This window comes from Amycolatopsis sp. NPDC028719 (assembly GCF_055565395.1).
The window spans coordinates 69538-85555 of the sequence record NZ_JBVHUL010000014.1 but is presented as its reverse complement, the minus strand read 5'-3'; the positions used below and the strand labels follow the sequence as shown (position 1 = coordinate 85555).

14 protein-coding genes and 1 pseudogene are annotated in these 16018 nt (G+C 73.4%); 7 read left to right on the top strand and 8 right to left on the bottom strand.

The genetic code is table 11. From position 1 onward, the window contains the following. Nucleotides 1–20 precede the first annotated feature (20 nt). Nucleotides 21–461 (bottom strand): hypothetical protein, encoded by a 441-nt coding sequence (locus tag ACZ4TR_RS43500; RefSeq protein ID WP_465294229.1) that lies wholly within the window; start codon nucleotides 459–461, stop codon nucleotides 21–23. Between the two features lie 88 nt (nucleotides 462–549). Here ACZ4TR_RS43500 and ACZ4TR_RS43495 point away from each other — a divergent pair, with 88 nt between their 5' ends. Next, a complete protein-coding gene (locus ACZ4TR_RS43495) occupies nucleotides 550–1323 on the top strand; it encodes a maleylpyruvate isomerase family mycothiol-dependent enzyme (protein ID WP_465294227.1) in 774 nt (257 codons plus the stop codon). Here ACZ4TR_RS43495 and ACZ4TR_RS43490 read toward each other — a convergent pair. Genes ACZ4TR_RS43490 through ACZ4TR_RS43480 form a run of 3 tightly spaced genes read right to left on the bottom strand, consistent with a single transcriptional unit; the run spans nucleotide 1283 to nucleotide 5264 of the window. Beyond that, nucleotides 1283–3406 carry an iron ABC transporter permease gene (locus ACZ4TR_RS43490; protein ID WP_465294225.1) on the bottom strand — a complete coding sequence of 708 codons (2124 nt, stop codon included), beginning with the start codon at nucleotides 3404–3406 and terminating at the stop codon, nucleotides 1283–1285. The two genes, ACZ4TR_RS43495 and ACZ4TR_RS43490, sit on opposite strands and share 41 nt — an antisense overlap. Nucleotides 3407–3413: 7 nt before the next feature. Next, on the bottom strand, nucleotides 3414–4391 hold the full coding sequence (locus tag ACZ4TR_RS43485) for an ABC transporter substrate-binding protein (RefSeq protein ID WP_465294223.1): 978 nt from the start codon (nucleotides 4389–4391) through the stop codon (nucleotides 3414–3416). Between the two features lie 33 nt (nucleotides 4392–4424). Beyond that, nucleotides 4425–5264 carry an ABC transporter ATP-binding protein gene (locus tag ACZ4TR_RS43480; RefSeq protein ID WP_465294222.1) on the bottom strand — a complete coding sequence of 280 codons (840 nt, stop codon included), beginning with the start codon at nucleotides 5262–5264 and terminating at the stop codon, nucleotides 4425–4427. 181 nt (nucleotides 5265–5445) lie between these two features. Here ACZ4TR_RS43480 and ACZ4TR_RS43475 point away from each other — a divergent pair. The 4 genes and pseudogenes from ACZ4TR_RS43475 to ACZ4TR_RS43460 form a co-directional block, all read left to right on the top strand. Further along, nucleotides 5446–6033, top strand: a pseudogene (locus ACZ4TR_RS43475) (acyl-CoA dehydrogenase family protein); the annotation flags it as partial. Beyond that, nucleotides 6030–6596: an FAS1-like dehydratase domain-containing protein gene (locus ACZ4TR_RS43470; RefSeq protein ID WP_465294220.1), complete on the top strand. Its 567-nt coding sequence runs from the start codon at nucleotides 6030–6032 to the stop codon at nucleotides 6594–6596. The pseudogene ACZ4TR_RS43475 and the gene ACZ4TR_RS43470, both read left to right, overlap by 4 nt. Nucleotides 6597–6667: 71 nt before the next feature. Continuing rightward, entirely contained in the window at nucleotides 6668–6883 is a 216-nt protein-coding gene (locus ACZ4TR_RS43465) for a hypothetical protein (RefSeq protein ID WP_465294219.1), read from the top strand. Nucleotides 6884–6980: 97 nt separating this feature from the next. Continuing rightward, on the top strand, nucleotides 6981–8045 hold the full coding sequence (locus ACZ4TR_RS43460) for a hypothetical protein (RefSeq protein WP_465294217.1): 1065 nt from the start codon (nucleotides 6981–6983) through the stop codon (nucleotides 8043–8045). A gap of 1 nt (nucleotide 8046) precedes the next feature. Here ACZ4TR_RS43460 and ACZ4TR_RS43455 read toward each other — a convergent pair whose 3' ends face one another. The 4 genes from ACZ4TR_RS43455 to ACZ4TR_RS43440 all read right to left on the bottom strand — a co-directional run bounded on the left by ACZ4TR_RS43455 (nucleotide 8047) and on the right by ACZ4TR_RS43440 (nucleotide 13351). Further along, nucleotides 8047–10296: a hypothetical protein gene (locus ACZ4TR_RS43455; RefSeq protein WP_465294215.1), complete on the bottom strand. Its 2250-nt coding sequence runs from the start codon at nucleotides 10294–10296 to the stop codon at nucleotides 8047–8049. 151 nt (nucleotides 10297–10447) lie between these two features. Further along, a complete protein-coding gene (locus ACZ4TR_RS43450; protein WP_465294214.1) occupies nucleotides 10448–11665 on the bottom strand; it encodes an RNA polymerase sigma factor in 1218 nt (405 codons plus the stop codon). Continuing rightward, nucleotides 11665–12039 carry a YciI family protein gene (locus tag ACZ4TR_RS43445; protein WP_465294212.1) on the bottom strand — a complete coding sequence of 125 codons (375 nt, stop codon included), beginning with the start codon at nucleotides 12037–12039 and terminating at the stop codon, nucleotides 11665–11667. The genes ACZ4TR_RS43450 and ACZ4TR_RS43445 overlap by 1 nt, the downstream gene beginning before the upstream one ends. Before the next feature lie 106 nt (nucleotides 12040–12145). Next, a complete protein-coding gene (locus tag ACZ4TR_RS43440; protein ID WP_465294210.1) occupies nucleotides 12146–13351 on the bottom strand; it encodes a glycosyltransferase in 1206 nt (401 codons plus the stop codon). A 135-nt stretch (nucleotides 13352–13486) separates the two neighbouring features. Here ACZ4TR_RS43440 and ACZ4TR_RS43435 point away from each other — a divergent pair, with 135 nt between their 5' ends. Together ACZ4TR_RS43435 and ACZ4TR_RS43430 are read left to right on the top strand one after the other, a co-directional pair. Continuing rightward, nucleotides 13487–14173 (top strand): glycosyltransferase family protein, encoded by a 687-nt coding sequence (locus ACZ4TR_RS43435; protein ID WP_465294208.1) that lies wholly within the window; start codon nucleotides 13487–13489, stop codon nucleotides 14171–14173. 41 nt (nucleotides 14174–14214) lie between these two features. Continuing rightward, nucleotides 14215–15684, top strand: a complete 1470-nt coding sequence (locus tag ACZ4TR_RS43430; protein ID WP_465294206.1) for a serine hydrolase — start codon at nucleotides 14215–14217, stop codon at nucleotides 15682–15684. The last annotated feature ends 334 nt before the right edge of the window (nucleotides 15685–16018 follow it).

Sequence of the window (16018 nt, the reverse complement as noted above, 5' to 3'; positions counted from 1 at the left end):
ACCGCGTGGCGGCGCTCCGGTCAGCGGCGGCCGGTGGCCAGGATGACGAGGAACTGGCCGCCGCCCGGCTCGACGCCGGCGGTCACCGGCAACCCCGGGACGAGCCGGGAGAACCGGTCCACCAGCCAGTCGGCTGCCTCTTGTGCGTCCTGCTCGGTCGGGCACCGGGCCACCAGCTCACGGCCACCTTTGCGCTCCAGCCGGCCGGCCACGGTGATCAGCGGCGCGGGGTCGGCGACGTGCAGGCGGTCCGGCCAGGCGATGACCACCTTGACCGCGCCCTTGCGGGTGTTGCACCCGCGGTGGGCGAGCCGCTCGGCGACCTTGGCCTTCCGGTCGGCGGTGCGGCTGTCGACGCTGGGCCCTCGCGGGTCGTTCACCGACATGCCGGGGTCGACCGGTTCGTCGCACACCCAGCACCGCCAGCCGTCGCGCTCGGCGACGTCATCGAGGAGGCTCATCCGAGCAAACTAGCCTGCCCGGCCGCGGGGCCGCGCACCGCACGGTGATCGGCGGAACACCCGCGGCCCGCCGGGAGTTGAGGGGGGCATGAACCAACTCGTGGACCGCACGATCGCCGCCCTCCGCGCCGAGCACGACGTGCTCGCCGGCCTCGTCCGCACCCTCACCGACGACCAGCTGGCCACCACCAGCGGCGCCGCGGACTGGACGGTCGCCCAGGCCCTTTCCCACCTCGGCAGTGGTGCCGAGATCGGCCGCGCACCGATCGCCCGGGCCGCCGGAGAGACGGTGGAGGCCGAAGACAACCCGACGATCTGGGCCCGCTGGGACGCGTCGGCGCCGCGAGCGCAGGCCGAAGGCTTCCTGGAGCACAACGGCCGCTGGCTCGAGCTGGTCGAGGCGCTCACGCCGGAGCAGCGCTCGTCGCTGACCGTCGACCTCGGCTTCCTGCCGGAGCCGGTCCCGCTGGTGACCGCCCTGGGCATGCGGCTCAGCGAGGTGGCCAACCACTCGTGGGACGTGCGGGTGGCCTTCGACCCGGACGCCGGCGTCGACGCCGGGTCGGCCGAGGTGCTCGTCGACCTCCTGACCGGGCCGCTGGGCTTCATGCTGGGCTTCCTGGCGAAGCCGGCGGAGCTGGCGGCCCCGGTTTCCGTCGCGGTGCCCGGCGGTGGTCTCGTGATCGACGACGCGGTCACCGTGGCGGACCACCTCGAAGCGCCGTCCGCGACGTTCACCGGATCGCCCGAAGCGTTCGTCCGGCTGGTCAGCGGCCGGCTGAAGGCGCCGTACGACCAGGGCGTCACGGTCGAGGGCAGCGTCACGCTCGACGACCTGCGCCGCGTGTTCCCCGGCTTCTGACCGATGTCTTCGTGCGGTGCCGGTACAGGAGCCACACGAAGTAGGGCGCGCCGATGATCGCGGTCATCAAGCCGGCGGGCAGCTGACCCGGGGCGATCACCGTGCGGCCGACGGTGTCGGCGGCGCAGACCAGGGTCGCCCCGAGCAGCGCGGCGGTGGGCAGCAGGCGGGAGTGCCTGCTGCCCACGATCGCGCGGGCCGCGTGCGGGGCGACCAGGCCGACGAACGTGAGCACGCCGATCCCGGCGACCGCCGCGCCGGTCAGCAGGACGGCGCACGAAAGCAGGAGCAGGCGCGAGAGGGCGACGGGCACGCCCAGCACCCGGGGCGTCTCGTCGTCCAGCGAGAGCAGATCGAGCTCGCGGCGCATGCGGATCAGCACGGGCGCCACCAGCAGCAGCGCCAGTGCCATCGGCACGAGGTGCGTGAAGGTCCGGCCGTAGGTCGAGCCGCCCAGCCAGGTCAGCGCCTTGGTCTCGTTCCACGGGTCGGACAGGGTGATCAGCAGCGTCACCAATGCCTGCGACGCCGCGTACACGCCGAAACCGATCAGCACCAGGCGTTCGCTGCTGAAGCCACCCCGGGCCGCCACGGCGAAGACCACGGCCATCGCCAGGGCGGCACCCAGGCCCGCGGACCCGGTCAGGGTCCAGAACCCCACCCCGGACACGAGGGTGATCACGGCGACCGCGCCGAGGCCCGCCCCGCCGACGACGCCGATCATGCCCGGTTCGGCCAGCGGGTTGCGGGCGACCGCCTGGGTGAGGGCTCCGCCCAGCGCCAGCGCCGCGCCCGCCAGCAGCGCGGCCACCACGCGGGGTACGCGGGTGTCCAGTACGCCGGTGACGATCGGGCCGGCCTGGCCGGTCACCCAGTTGAAGACGTCGCCCAGCAGCAGTTTCGCGTCTCCCAGCAGGACCGCGCCGACGGCGGCACCGACCGTCACGAGCGCCAGCACGCCCAGCACCACCGAGTACCGGGCCGTGCTCACCCCGCCCCGCGCGCCCGCCGTGGGGGGATCGGCCGGCGCGGAGGTGAGCCGGGCCGTGCGGGCCAGCACCACGAGGAAGAGCGCGCCGAGGATCGTCGTCACGACGCCCGTCGGCACCTCCAGGGCGCGCTGCGGGCTGATGATGGTGCGAAGCAGCACGTCGGCGCCCAGCAGGAGAGCCGCGCCCAGCGCCGCGGAGAACGGGAGCAGGGCGGCGTGCCGGTGCAGCCCCGGCACCACGGACGCGAGCAGCCGGGCCAGGGCCGGCGCGGCGAGGCCGACGAAACCGATGGGACCGGCCAGGGTCACCGCCGCCGCGGCCAGCAGCACGGCCAGCGTGATCGCGGCGAAGCGGACGCGTCCGACGTGGATGCCCAGCGTCCGGGCGTGGTCGTCGCCGACGTGGATCAGGTCGAGCCGCCGGGACATCCCGAGCAACGCGGCCAGCGCCACGCCGGCGAGCGGGCCGAGCGTCCGGATGCCGCCGAGCCCGTTCTGCTCCAGCGATCCCTCGCCCCACGCGAACAGGCCGCGGGTCTCCTGGGCGTAGAGCAGCAGCAGGACCTGGGTCACCGAGATCAGGGCCAGCGCGATGGCGGTGCCCGCCAGCACCAGCCGCACGATCCCGGTGCCGCCGGTGCCCGACAGCGCGAGCACGAACACCGCCGCGGCGAGCCCGCCCGCGAACGCGACACCGGTCGCGCCGAGCAGCGGCAGCGAGACGCCGAACGCCGCGACCGCGACGACGGCCAGGTGCGCACCCGCGTTGACGGCCAGGGTGTCCGGCGACGCCAGGGCGTTGCGGGACACCGACTGCAGCACCGCGCCGGCCACGCCGAGCGCGCCGCCGACGACGAGTGCCGCGAGCAGCCGCGGCAACCGCGACTCGACGACCACCGCGGCCGTGTCGCCGGTCCCGCCGCCGAACACCAGCCGCAGCACGTCCAGCGCGTCCACGTTCGCGGTGCCCTGCGTCAGGTGCACCGCCGAACCCGCCGCGATCAGGGCGGCGAGCCCGATGCCCAGCAGGGTCAGCCGGCCGCGCCGCCGGACGGTGGGCGCGGCCGGCGGCGGCTCGGTCAGGGTCTTCACTCGGGCGCTATCCCTTGAGCGCGACGAGGGCGGCGTCGACGAACTGCTCCATGGACTTCGGGCCGCCGAACATCCACAGCGCGTCCGGGAAGCGGTGCACCCTGCCGCTCTTGACGAACGGCAGGTTCTTCCAGATCGCGTTGCCGGCCAGCTCCTGCTGGTACGGGTCGCCGTCGGCGTTGTTGGCGATGTACCAGAACCGCACGTCGGGCAGCTGGGTCAGGCCCTCGACGTCGGCCTGGGCGAGCCCGTAGGACGCGTCGCCCGTCATCGGCCAGGCGGTCTCGAGGCCGAGCCGGCCGAACACCGCGGACACCAGTGCGCCCTTGGTGTAGGGGCGGATGCTGACCGAGCCGGACGTGACGTAGGCGTCGGAGAACGCGACCTTCTGGCCCGCGGCACCGAGCTTCGCCGCCTCGGCCTTGCCGGCGGTGAGCTTCTGCTCGAACTCGGACTTCAGCTGCGCGGCCTTGGCCTCGGTGCCGGTGGCCTTCGCGACGGTGTCCAGGTTGGCGTACATCCCGGCGATCGGGTCCTGGGCGTTGCCGCCGTTGAGGACGATCACCGGCACCTTCGCCTCGATCTGCTGGAGCGCGCCTTCGGTCACGCTGTCGGTGACGATCACCAGGTCCAGCCCCAGCGAGCCGAGCGTGTCGAGGCTCGGCTCGCCGCGGGTGCCGATGTCCTTCGGGGTCGTGTCGAGCGGCGCGGCGCTCACCCATTGGCCGTAGCCCTTGATGTCGGACACGCCGACCGGCATGACGCCGAGCGACACGAGGTGCTCGACGCCGTTCCATTCGGTCGCGGCGACGCGCTTGGCCGGGCCGGGCAGCTTCACCTCCTTGCCGCGCGAGTCGACGACCGTGACCGGGCCGGAACTCGTGGTGGTGGCGGTGGTGCTCGCCGCTTCCTCGGTGGTGCCGCAGGCGGCCACGAAGAACGTGGCGGCCGCGGCCAGGCCGAGGAAGGTCCTGGTGCTGCGCATGTTTCTCCTGTTTTCTGAATGACGGCGTACCGGTCAGACCGACGCGGTGCGCGCTTTCGAGTCGTTGAAGCGGCCGACGGCGCGGGTGTGGATCCGGCCGTCGGCCGGGTCGAGCCGGACGTCCACGCGGATGCCGTACGCACGGGTGAGGTTCGCTTCGGTCAGCACGTCGGCGGGCGCGCCTTCCGCCGTGACCACGCCGTCCTCCAGCAGGAGCACCCGGTCGGCGACGGCCGCGGCCTGGTCGAGGTCGTGCAGCACCACGCCGACCCCGACGCCGTGCCGGTCGGCGAGGTCGCGGACGACGTCGAGGATCTCCACCTGGTACCTCAGGTCGAGGAAGGTCGTGGGTTCGTCGAGCAGCAGGAGCGCGGTGTCCTGCGCCAGGCAGCCGGCGAGCCACACCCGCTGCGCCTGCCCGCCGGAGAGGGCCTGCACGGGTCGGTCGGCGAGGGCGGACAGCCCGGTCAGCTCCAGGGCGCGCTCGACCGCCGCGGGACCTTCGGGGTCGCGGCCGCCCCAGCGGGACCGGTGCGGGTGCCGGCCGAACTCGACCAGCTCCCGGACGCTCACGCCGCCCGGCGCGGTCCGCTGCTGCGACAGCAACGTGATCCGCTTGGCGATGTCCTTTCCGGACAGTGCGCGCAGGTCCGCGCCGTCGGCGAAGGTGACCGAGCCGGCGACCGGCGGGTGCAGCCGCGCCAGCGCACGCAGCAGCGTCGACTTCCCGCTGCCGTTCGGGCCGATCAGCGCGGTCACCGTGCCCGCGTGCAGGGAGAGGGACGCGGCGCGCACGACGACGTCGCTGCCGTAGGCGACGTCGACCGCACGTGCGTGGACGCCGGTGCCGGCGCGGTGGGGAATGAGGGACACGCGAGGACAATAAGGTCAGGCTAACCTAACGGCAAGGGTCAGTGGCGGTCGGCACAGTGCCGTGAATGTCGCATTGAGGGACTTCAAGTCTCTCGATGCGACATTCACGGACCTTGCCCGCCGGCCGCCCGGTGACAAGGTGGGGTGACCGGAACGCCACCGCCCGAGGAGGACCATGGACTGGATCAGCAACGCCCGCCGGTCCGGTCTGGTCGCGCTGCTGTGCAAGACCGACCCGGACGCCCGGCCCCCGCACCGGGGCATCAGCATCCTGCTGGTCGAGAAGGTGCCCGGGTTCACCGTCTCCCAGGACCTGCCGAAGCTGGGGTACAAGGGCGTCGAAAGCTGTGAGATCACCTTCGCGGATTGCCGGGTGCCTTCGGACGCGCTGCTCGGGGAGACCGAGGGGCACGGGTTCGCGCAGATGATGCGGGGCCTCGAAGTCGGCCGCATCCAGGTCGCCGCCCGCGCGACCGGCGTCGCGCGGGCCGCCTTCGACGACGCCCTGAAGTACGCCCAGGAACGGAAATCGTTCGGTAAGCCCATCTCCGATCCGGAAGCGGGGATGGCGAAGCTGTTCTGTTCGGAGACCGCGATGGAAGTCGCGCTCGACGCGATCCGCGCCCACGGCGGTTACGGCTGCTCGACCGAGTTCGACGTCGAGCGGTACTTCCGCGACGCGCCGCTGATGATCGTCGGCGAGGGGACCAACGAGATCCAGCAGAACGTCATCGGCAATCAGCTCGTCGCCCGGGGAGGTCTGCGGTGACCGACCTGCGCGATGCCATCGCCGGTTGGCGGCCCGAGGCGCTCGAGACGTCCGACGTGATCGGTCCCTGGCCGGCCGCGGCGTTCTCCGGGCTGCTCGACCTCCCCGCACCGGCCGCCCGGCTCGGCGAACCGCTTCCGGTGCTGTGGCACTGGTTCCACTTCCCGGAGCCGGTGCCGCAGGCCGCGCTCGGCGAAGACGGCCACCCGGCGGACGGCCGGTTCCTGCCGCCGGTCCCGGACCGCCGCCGGATGATCGCGGGTGGCCGGGTGGAGGTGCGGGCGCCGATCTTCATCGGTGACCGGATCGAGCGCCGTAGCGAACTGGCCGACGTGGTGGTGAAGGACGGGCGGAGCGGGCAGCTGGCGTTCGTGACTGTCCGGCACGAATACCGGCGCGGTGACGAGCTGCTGCTGACCGAGCACCAGGCCGTCGTCTACCGCTCCAGCCCGCGGGTGAACGCCGTCGGGCGGCCACGCCGGTCCCCGCCGGCGAGCCACCCCACGGCTGGAAGATCGCCACGCCGACCGGGCCGCGGCTGCTGTTCCGGTTCAGCGCGCTGACCTACAACACCCACCGCATCCACTACGACCGGCCGTACGCGACCGATGTCGAGGGCTGTCCCGGTCTGGTCGTGCACGGGCCGCTGCTCGCGTTGCTGCTGCTGGAGATCCCGCGCCGCCACGCGGACCGGCCGGTGACGTCGTTCGGGTACCGCCTGTCCAGTCCGGTCTTCTCCGGCGCGACCGTCCTGACCCACGGCCGGCGGGAGGACACGGGGCTCGCGCTGTCCGGCATGGCCGAAGGCGGAGCCACGGCGATCACCGGCCATGTGACTTTCGCGCAGTGACGTGAAACCTGGGTTCGGTAGCGCCCGGCCCGGTCCAGCCTGGGGGTACTTCCGCGGACGAGCCCGCGGGAGACCTTCGACAGTCCGGAGCTCCGCCATGTCCACCGTGCCCGTCGCGCCGGTCCACCGCCGTCTGGTCGCCCTCGCCCGCGGGTTCCTGACCGGCGGCGTCATCGGCGCGACGCTGAGCGCCTTCGTCGTCGGCGTCATCCTCGAGCGGGTGCCCCTGATCCTCGCCGCGCTCGGGCTTCCGCTCGCCTACGGCGTGCTCGTCTTCGTCGCCGGCATGCCACGGCGTGCGCGGGAGGCGGCGGTCGTGCCCCGCGTGGCGCTCGCGAAGGTCGAGAGCCTGCGCGCCGGCGGTACCGAGACCGGAGACGTGCCGGTCGACCTCGTCCTCACGGTCGCGCCGGACGACGCGCCGTCGTACCGGGCCGAGGTGACCCACCAGGTCAACCTGGTCGACCTCCCGGGCTTCCGGCGGGGTGACGTCGTCGTGGTCGAGTACCCGCCGGACCGGCCGTGGCAGGTCCGGATCGTGCCGCGCCCGGCACCGGCGTGGGAGCGCCGGAGGGCGGGCGCGACCGTCGAATCCGCTCCCGAGTCCGCTTTGGTGCGCACCCCGCCGGAGGGCTGTGCGGACGGGGCGGTCACCTTGACGGGGTTGCTGCTCGCGGCGGCCGCCGTCCTGGTGCTGTTCCGTGCCGACCTGTTCGGTCCGGAAAGCCCCGAGCCGCCGATCGAGCCGCCGGCCACGTCGGTCACGTCGTCCGCGGGTTCCGCCACGGTGACGGTGGGACCCGGCCAGACCCTGCTGGACGCGGGGGAGCTGCGCCGGGTCGTCGGCTCCCTGGCGGGCAACGCGGACGTGTCCCAGGTGCTCACCGCGGTCGTCGAGGAGCGGCGGCTGTCGGTGGTGTTCGCGCCCACCGCCGCGGCCGTCCCGCGGTTCGACCTTCGCGCCGTGCCCATCGAACAGATCCCGGACCTGGTCGGGAAGGCCGTACGCACCTCGGACGCCGGGTCGCCGCGGACCTGGCAGGTCGTCGTGGACCCGTTCAGCGTCCGGGTCACGGTGACCGGCCCGGAGGGCAGCTCGGCCAGCACCCCGTGCGGCGGATCACCGGCGGCCGAGGGGTGCGCTTGGCCGCCGGGCCGCTGAGTCAGGGCCGGGTGTAGCCGACGTCGTCGACGAACCAGTCGTCGCCGACCGCGGCGGTGCCCGTCGAGGACAGCTGGTTGCCCGTCAAGCCGCTGAACGGCTGGGACGGCGCGACGGTGGCGACCGCCTGGCCGTTGACGGTCAAGGTCGCCGACGAAGGCCCGGCGGCGATCCGCACCGAGTTCCAGGTCCACGACCCGACGGCCACGGTGCCCAGCGGCGCGCCCCAGGTCGCGTTCGCGAAGTCGTAGCGGTAGAACTTGCCGCTGACCGCGTCCAGCAGGAAGTGGTACGGGGTCACCGGGGCGCCCGCCGAGTCCGTGCCGAGGACGCTGAACAGCAGGCCGTGCGTGCTCGTGCCGCTCGCCCGCACCTTGAACTCGTAGTCCGCGCCGGCCGAAGCGCCGTGGTTCCAGGCGATGCGGGACAGGGCGGTGTCGCTGGTGTCGGTGATCCGCAGGAACCGCGAGGAGATCGGCTCGACCGCCGGGGCCCCGGCGACGACCACCGCGCCCGTCGCCGTGGTCAGGCCGTTTCCGGCGGGGGCCGCTCCCGGGACGTTCGCTTCGAAGCCGTCCAGCGTGCTGTAGAGCTGGAGTTCGTCGAGGAACGACGAGCCGTCGCCGGTCGGAGGATGGGGATCGCTGAGCCGGACGTACCGGGCGGTCGTCGGCGCGGCCAGGGGATACAGGATGCCGGACCGGGTGCCTTGCGCGGGCGTGGACCAGGTCACGCCGTCGAGCGAGGTCTCGATGGCCAGGCCGGCGGGCCCGGTGAGGTGGGCGTGCGCGCCGATGCCGGTCAGCGCGTAGGCGCGGTCCAGCCGGAGCGTGACACTGCGGTTCGCCGTCACCACGGAGGAATCGGCGCGCACATCACCGTCGAAGGCGTACGCACCGATCGACGTCCGGCCGTCGCCATAGGTGGTGAACGCCGGGTCGACGAAGGAGATCTCCCCGCGCCGGAACTTGGTCTGCAGGTCGATCGTCCCCCACTGGGCGGTGTTCACCTCGAGCACCGATTTCCACAGCGACTGCGAGGTGCCGTGCGGGTAGCCCGACGCCGTGGCCGGGCAGCCCCAGCTCGCGCAGTTGTCCCCGACCGCGAGCGCGGTGTTCGCCGAGAGGGGCGTCACCGCGAGGGTGTTGCTGGAGCCGGACGCCGCGAGCGAGCGCCCGCCCGTGCCCGTCCCGGTGGTGGGCTGGTTGGTGTAGATCGTCGTGCGGCCGGTCCAGTCCTGCCAGCCCGACGTCCCGGAGTACTTGTACCGCACCACGTTGCCGGGCCGGCCCGATGCCTGCAGCGCCGCGCCGTTGCCCAGCAGCACCGACCCCGGCGAGTTCCCGGTGTCCGAGGCCATCTTCACCGGTGCCGTCCAGTTGCCCGATCCGTCCACAGTGGACGACTGCGTGTAGTGGAGGTCGGGCAGGAACCGGTCTTCCCCCGCGACGGTGGTGTCCCGCCGCAGCCAGGCCATCAGCTTGCCGTCGGAGGTCGGCGCGACGTTCGCCTCCGACCAGCCCGCGCCCTCCGCCAGCCGGGTGACCTGGACCCAGTTCGCTCCCTGGTCGGTGCTGCGCATGAGCGCGGTGAACGGGCCGCTCGCGGTCGCGCCGTACACCGTGGCCAGCAACGTCCGGCTGTCCGGCAGCAGCAGGATCCCCCGCTGGAAACGGGCCCAGAGGGTCGGCGGCGAGCCCGGATAGCTCGTGGTCGCCGTCCCGGCGGGCGTCATCGTGGTCCCGGTGAGGGTCCAGCGGCCGAAGACCCGGTCGTTCTCGTTGTACGGCGTGGACGGGTCCGGATCCGCGGCCGAACGCGACAGCGTGATCGGTTCGAAGTCGACCGCCACCACCGTCCCGGCGGCGTCGGCGAGCCGGACGGCGTTGGTGATCCCGGCCCACCGGCTCGGCAGGGCGACCGGGCTCCAGGTGGCGCCGTCGTCGGCGGAGGTCCGCATCACGGTGGCGTTCGTGCCCGGCGAGTCGGTGCCGACGCCGTAGGTGGTGAACAGCCGCGAAGTGCGGCTGCCGTCCGGGTTCGTCACGCTCGCGTTGAACAGCGAGGGGAAACCCGCGTTCGGTGCGGCGGGGTCCGTGCCGGGGTTGGTGTAGAAAATACGCCCCGCGGGCAGGCTCACGTGCGGTTGCCCGGGCGACGGTGGCTCGACGCCCTCCGCCGGAGCCGTCACCGCGGCGGTCAACGCCACCGTCGTGAGCGCGAGGGCGGAAGTCCGGGCAAGAGCGCGCATGAGCGGATTCCCCCAGGTGGAGCGGAACTTCCGGTAGGTGTGCGCACGGACCACTCCGGACGTCGCCGACCGGTTGACGCCCGGCCCGGATGCCACCCGATCGGCGCAGCCGCCCGGCCCGGGCCGGGCGGAAATGTCCACTTCGGACGTTTCAGGCCAGTGCGGCCGCCTTGCGCAGCAGCACCGAACGTTCGCGCTGGTTGGCGCACAGCCGGGCCGCCAGCTCCAGCTCGGCCCGGGCCTCCGGGCGCCGGCCGAGGCGGGCCAGCAGCTCGCCGCGCACGGTCGGGACCAGGTGCGAACCGGGGAGCCGGTCCGCGGCGACCAGCTCGTCCACGATGGCCAGGCCGTGCGCCGGCCCCGACGCCATCCCCACGGCGACGGCCCGGTTGAGCTCGACCACCGGCGACGGCGCGACCCGGCCCAATGCCTCGTAGAGCACCACGATCCGGTCCCAGTCGGTCTCGCCGACCGAGGGCGCCGCCGCGTGGGTGGCCGCGATCGCCGCCTGCAGGCCGTACGGGCCGAGGCCGCGAGCCGACGCCTTGGCCAGCGCGGCCAGCCCCCGGTGGATCGCGGAGAAGTCCCACCGCCGCCGATCCTGGTCCTCGAGCAGGATCGGCGCACCGTCCGGGCCGGTCCGGGCCGGGAAGCGCGCGGCGGTCAGCTCGCACAACGCGAGCAGGCCGTGCACCTCCGGCTCGTCCGGCTGCAGCGCGGCCAGCGTGCGGGCCAGCCGGATGGCCTCGTACGCGACGTCGGGGCGCAGCAGCGCGTCTCCCGACGTGGCCGTCGACCCCTCGGTGAAGATCACGTAGAGGACGCTGAGCACGCCGCCCAGCCGGTCCCGCCGTTCACCGGCCGCCGGCAGCTCGAACGGCACGCCGGCCGCCGCGATCGTCTTCTTGCCCCGGGTGATGCGGGCCTGCACGGTGGGCACCGGGACGAGGAACGCGCGGGCGATCTCCTCACTGGTCAGGCCGCCGACCACGCGCAGGGTCAGCGCCACCCGGGCCTCGGGGGAGAGCACCGGGTGGCAGCTGACGAACATCAGCGCCAGGACGTCGTCGTCGATCCGGTCGGGGTCGACGTCCACGGAATCGGGTTCTCCATCGGCGGCCAGCAGGGCGTACCGGTCCTGGAGGGCGGTCCGGCGGCGGATCGCGTCGATCGCCCGCCGCCGGGCCGTGGCCCGCAGCCAGCCGGCCGGGTTGGCCGGCGGGTCGAGCGGCCACGACACCAGCGCCTCGGCCACCGCCTCCTGGGCCGCGTCCTCGGCGAGCCCGAAGTCGCCGGTGAACCGGGTCAGCGCGGCGACGATCCGCGCCGACTCGATCCGCCAGACGGCCTCGACGTCGGCCGGGTGCATCAGCTCTCGGTCCCGGCCGGGACCTCGTCGTCGCCGGCCACCCGGCGAACCTCGATCTTCGTCCCGCGGGTCGCCGGCATCCGCTTGGCCCACTCGACCGCTTCCTCCTTCGAGGCGACGTCGAGCAGGAAGTAGCCCCCGAAGAGTTCCTTGGTCTCCCCGTACGGCCCGTCGGTGACCACCGGGGCCTCGGCGCCGAAGTCGACCACGACACCGCGGCTCGGGTCGTCGAGCCCTTCGGCCGCGAGGAGGACGCCGGCCTTGAGCATGTCTTCGATGTACTGGCGGGTCGAGGCCATCGACGCCTCGATGTCGGCCATCATGGCCGCGTTCGACTCGTCGGTGCCCCGCATGATCAGCATGTACTTCGGCATCGTGTGCTCCTCGTCCGGCGGGGCCGCCTCTCGGCCCTCGCCCCCTCTTGTCGAACGAGTGGCCCGCGGATCAACACGGCCCGGAAAATATCTTCGCGCGCCCGGCTCACCGGAGAGCGTCGAGCAGCAGGCGCGCGGCCACCGCCGCTCCGTCGGCGCGGACCTCGGCGGCCAAAGCCGCCGCCCGCGCCCGGGTCCCGGGCGCCAACGCCGTGTCGAAGGCCGCGCTCAAGGACTCGAAGGTCGCCGTCGGACCGTCGAGGGCCGCGCCGACCTTCCGGGCCGCCACCCGCCCGGCCCAGTACGGGTTGTCCGCCACCGGGAGGGGGACGACCACCTGCGGGACGCCCGCGCGGGCGGCCGTCTGCGTCGTGCCCGCGCCGCCGTGGTGGATCACCGCGGCCAGCTCGCCGAACAGGCGCTGGTGGTTGACCTCGCCGAGGGCGAAGCAGTCGTCCTGGCCGTCGACCAGGTCCAGCTCCGCCCAGCCGCGGGAAACGAGGACGCGGTGACCCCGGGCGCGGCTCACCTCGACGGCCCAGCGGGCGATGTCCGGCGCCGGGCCGATGCTGCCGAAGCCCACGTAGACCGGCGGCGCGCCCGCGTTCAGGAACGCCACCAGCTCGGCCGGCAGCGGCCGCTCGTCCGCCTGCGTCCACGCCCCGGTCTGGACCACTTCGAGGCCCGGGGTCGCCGGCCACGGCCCCAGGGCCGGGTCGGCCGCCAGCCACGGCCGCTCCGAGTAGACGTGGCCGCGCACGTCGTCCACCGGGGGCAGGCCGAGGGCGGTCCGGTGCCGGTTGAGCGGCGCACGGAACTGCGCGTTCACCCTCTCTGCGTCCAGCTCCCACAGCGTCGCGTTGTCGGCCCCTTCCGGCTCCGGCCAGCCCGGCCGCGGTGGCGGCGCGTGGTGCGGCGACGGCAGGTTGACCGCCGCGTAAGTCGTGTACACGTAGCGGATGCCCGCGGCTTCGGCCACGGACCGCGCGCCGACCTGGGCCAGGCCGGCGACCACCAGCGCGTCGCACCCGCCGGCCGCGGCCGGGAAGACGTCGAACTGCGTGTCGACCAGTTCGGTCCGGTACCGGGACAGCTCCGCCGCCGACGGGGGAGCCGTCCCGCTCATCAACGCCCGCACCGGCGGCCCGACCGGCACCGCGTCGATCCGGAGCCCGCCCAGCCGCTCCGCGAACTCTTCGTCCGGCGGGACGCACATCCGGACCTCCGCGCCGAGCTTTCTCAGCTCCACCGCGAGTGCCACCAGCGGTTCGACGTCACCGCGTGTCCCGTACGTGGAGAGCAGCACTCGCATGCGCGTCCTCTTCGCTTTCTCTCGTACGTTCCGGCCAGTCTACGGTGATCGACATGCTCTCGCGCGGAGCTGCCTCCGGTGACTACTGTGGCGCATAAGGGCTCCTGACCGTCAACAGAACTTGAGGGCCACTCGATGCCTGCTTCGTCCCCTGATGTTTCGATCATCCTGCCCTGTGCCGGACTGGGAACGCGCTTCGGAGCGCCGTACGCGAAGGAACTGCACTGCCTGGAACCCGGGGTCACCATCCTCGACCGCAGCCTGGAAGCCGTCGTCGAGCTGGTGAAGAGCGGGCTCACCGTGCGCGTGGTCGTGGTGTTCGGGACGCACAAGCTGGACACGGTCAAGTATCTGGCGCGCTACGCGGGGATCTTCCAGCTGGTCTTCGTCTACCAGGACGACGAGGCCGGACCGGGGCTGGACGGCGCGATCCGGTGTGCCTTGCCGATGACGGGGGGACCGGTGGCCCTCGTATTGCCTGACATCGTTGTCAGCGGCGTGGGGAGCCTGCTCGCCGCCGTGCGGCAGACCGAGGTCGCGGGCTGGAGCGTGGTGGCCGCCGAAGAACGGGATCCCGGCACGCTGCGGCAGATGGGCGCGCTGACGGTGGCCGCCGAGGACGGCGTCGTGACCGTGGCGGCGGCCGCGGAGAAGCCGGCGGATCCTGCGGGCTTCAACGCGCTGTGGGGCATGGTGGCGGTTGCCGAGGAGGAGGCCCACCGGTTGCCGGACGTGGCGAGGAGGGACGCGGACAGCCCGCTGGCCGGCGCGGTTGCCCTCATGGTGGACCGGATCGTCAACTACAACACCGCCGAGGGCTGACTCGGTCCTTTGTGGACCGTCGATCCGGGTGAAGGAGAAGCATGCTCGACGATGTGATGACGGCGCTCGGCACCGTCCTGCCGCGGCTGGCCGCCGTCACCGGCACCCCCGGGGTCGCCGTCGCGGTGGCGACGAGCGACGAGCTGCGGACAGCGGCGACCGGGTTCGCGAACCTGGCCACGCGCACGCCGATGACCGCCGAGACGCCCGCGCCGGCGGGCTCGCTCACCAAGCCCGTCACGGGGCTGGCCTTCATGCAGCTGACCGAAGCGGGCTTGGTCGGCCTGGACACGCCGGTCGACCAGGTGCTGCCGGCGGGACTGCGGGGTGCGGACCCGGCGCCCGTCACCACGGCCATGCTGGCCGCGCACCAGGGCGGCTACTACAGCGACATCGTCACCGCCGCGGCGTCCACGGCGCCGGCCGAGCCGATCCTCGACTACGTCCGGCGCCGGCACGAGGCCGGCCGCGCGGTGGAGTACGGCGGGGTGCTGCCGCTCGCGACGGCACCGGGGTCGTATTCCTACTCGAGCTTCGGCGTCGGGGTGCTGGGCGGGGTGGTCGAGCACTTGACCGGCGAGCCGTACGGCGCCCGCGTCCACCGGGACGTGTTCGCCGCGACCGGCATGAACGACACGAGCATCGACGACGGCACCCGGGCGCCCGGGTCTTCGAGCGCGACCGGGTACATGGCGTTCGGCGACTGGTGCCTGCCGAGCCCGCCGCTGCGCACCTCGGCGTACCCGGGGGTCGGGATGTACACGAGCGCCGCGGACTTCGCGCGGCTGCTGCAATCCTTGCTGCGCACCGCCCGGGGCGACCGCGGCCTGATCGGACCGGACTCGCTCGCGGCGATGGTGGCCCCGCGCGCGCCGCGTCCGAGCCCGCACGGCGTCCGCTCGTTTTCCGGCCTGACGCTCGAGCTCGCCGACCCGGACCTGGGCGAGGACTGGTGGTGGGGGCACACCGCGGCGTTCCCGTGGGGATTCTGGTGGGAGGCAAGGGTCTGGCCGCACCGCGACCTGGCCGCGGTGGCGGTGGGCAACCGCTGGGACATGGCCCGCTTCCACAACCCGGCCACCCGCAGCGCGCCGGGCCTGGCCGTCGAGTGGGCCGGCCGCTGGGCGGCGTCCGGCGCACCGGCGAAGCTGCCGGACATGGACGGCCGGCCCCGCTGGACCGGGCCCCGGCCCACCCCGGAGAGCTCACGCTGGATGGGAGTGCTGACGGGGGAACGCACCCACGGCCTGCTCGCGGTGGCCGAACCCCTGCCGGTCACATCGCTGACCGAAGGCGCGCGTTCCCTCGGCGACGCCGACCCGGGCGGCTGGGACCCGGAGGCATTCGCGCGCGGAGTGGAGCAGGCCCGCGCGGTCGCCCCGGACCCGGCCGCGCTCGAGGTGCTGGGCCGCGAACTCGGTCCGGCGGCGGCGTTGTGGATGCTGGAGTGCGGCGCGTCGAGCGCGGATTTGACGATGCCGGTCGGGTTCTACGCCCGCGCACCGCGGTAAGCGAAGGTTTCGCCCCTCCGCTCCGTGCTGTTGGCGAGCCGCCAGCGCCCCAATGTGGCCTTCGGTGCGTCAGACGCAACCAAGGCGGCCTTCGGTGCGTTGAACGCAACCAAGGCCACCTTGGGGCGCTCGGGGCCAGAGCGGCTCGAGACGCCATTGCCCGGCGCGGTGGCTCGGCGCAGGCGGATCGCTCGGGGCTTTGGCTCGGCGGAGCCGTATCTCTGCGCCGGTCTGTTGGCGGGTCGCCAGCGCCCCAATGTGGCGGGGGGGGGGGGAGGGGGAAAAAAAAAAACCCCAAAGAGGTGGAGAAGAAACAAGACAACAAAGGGGGGAG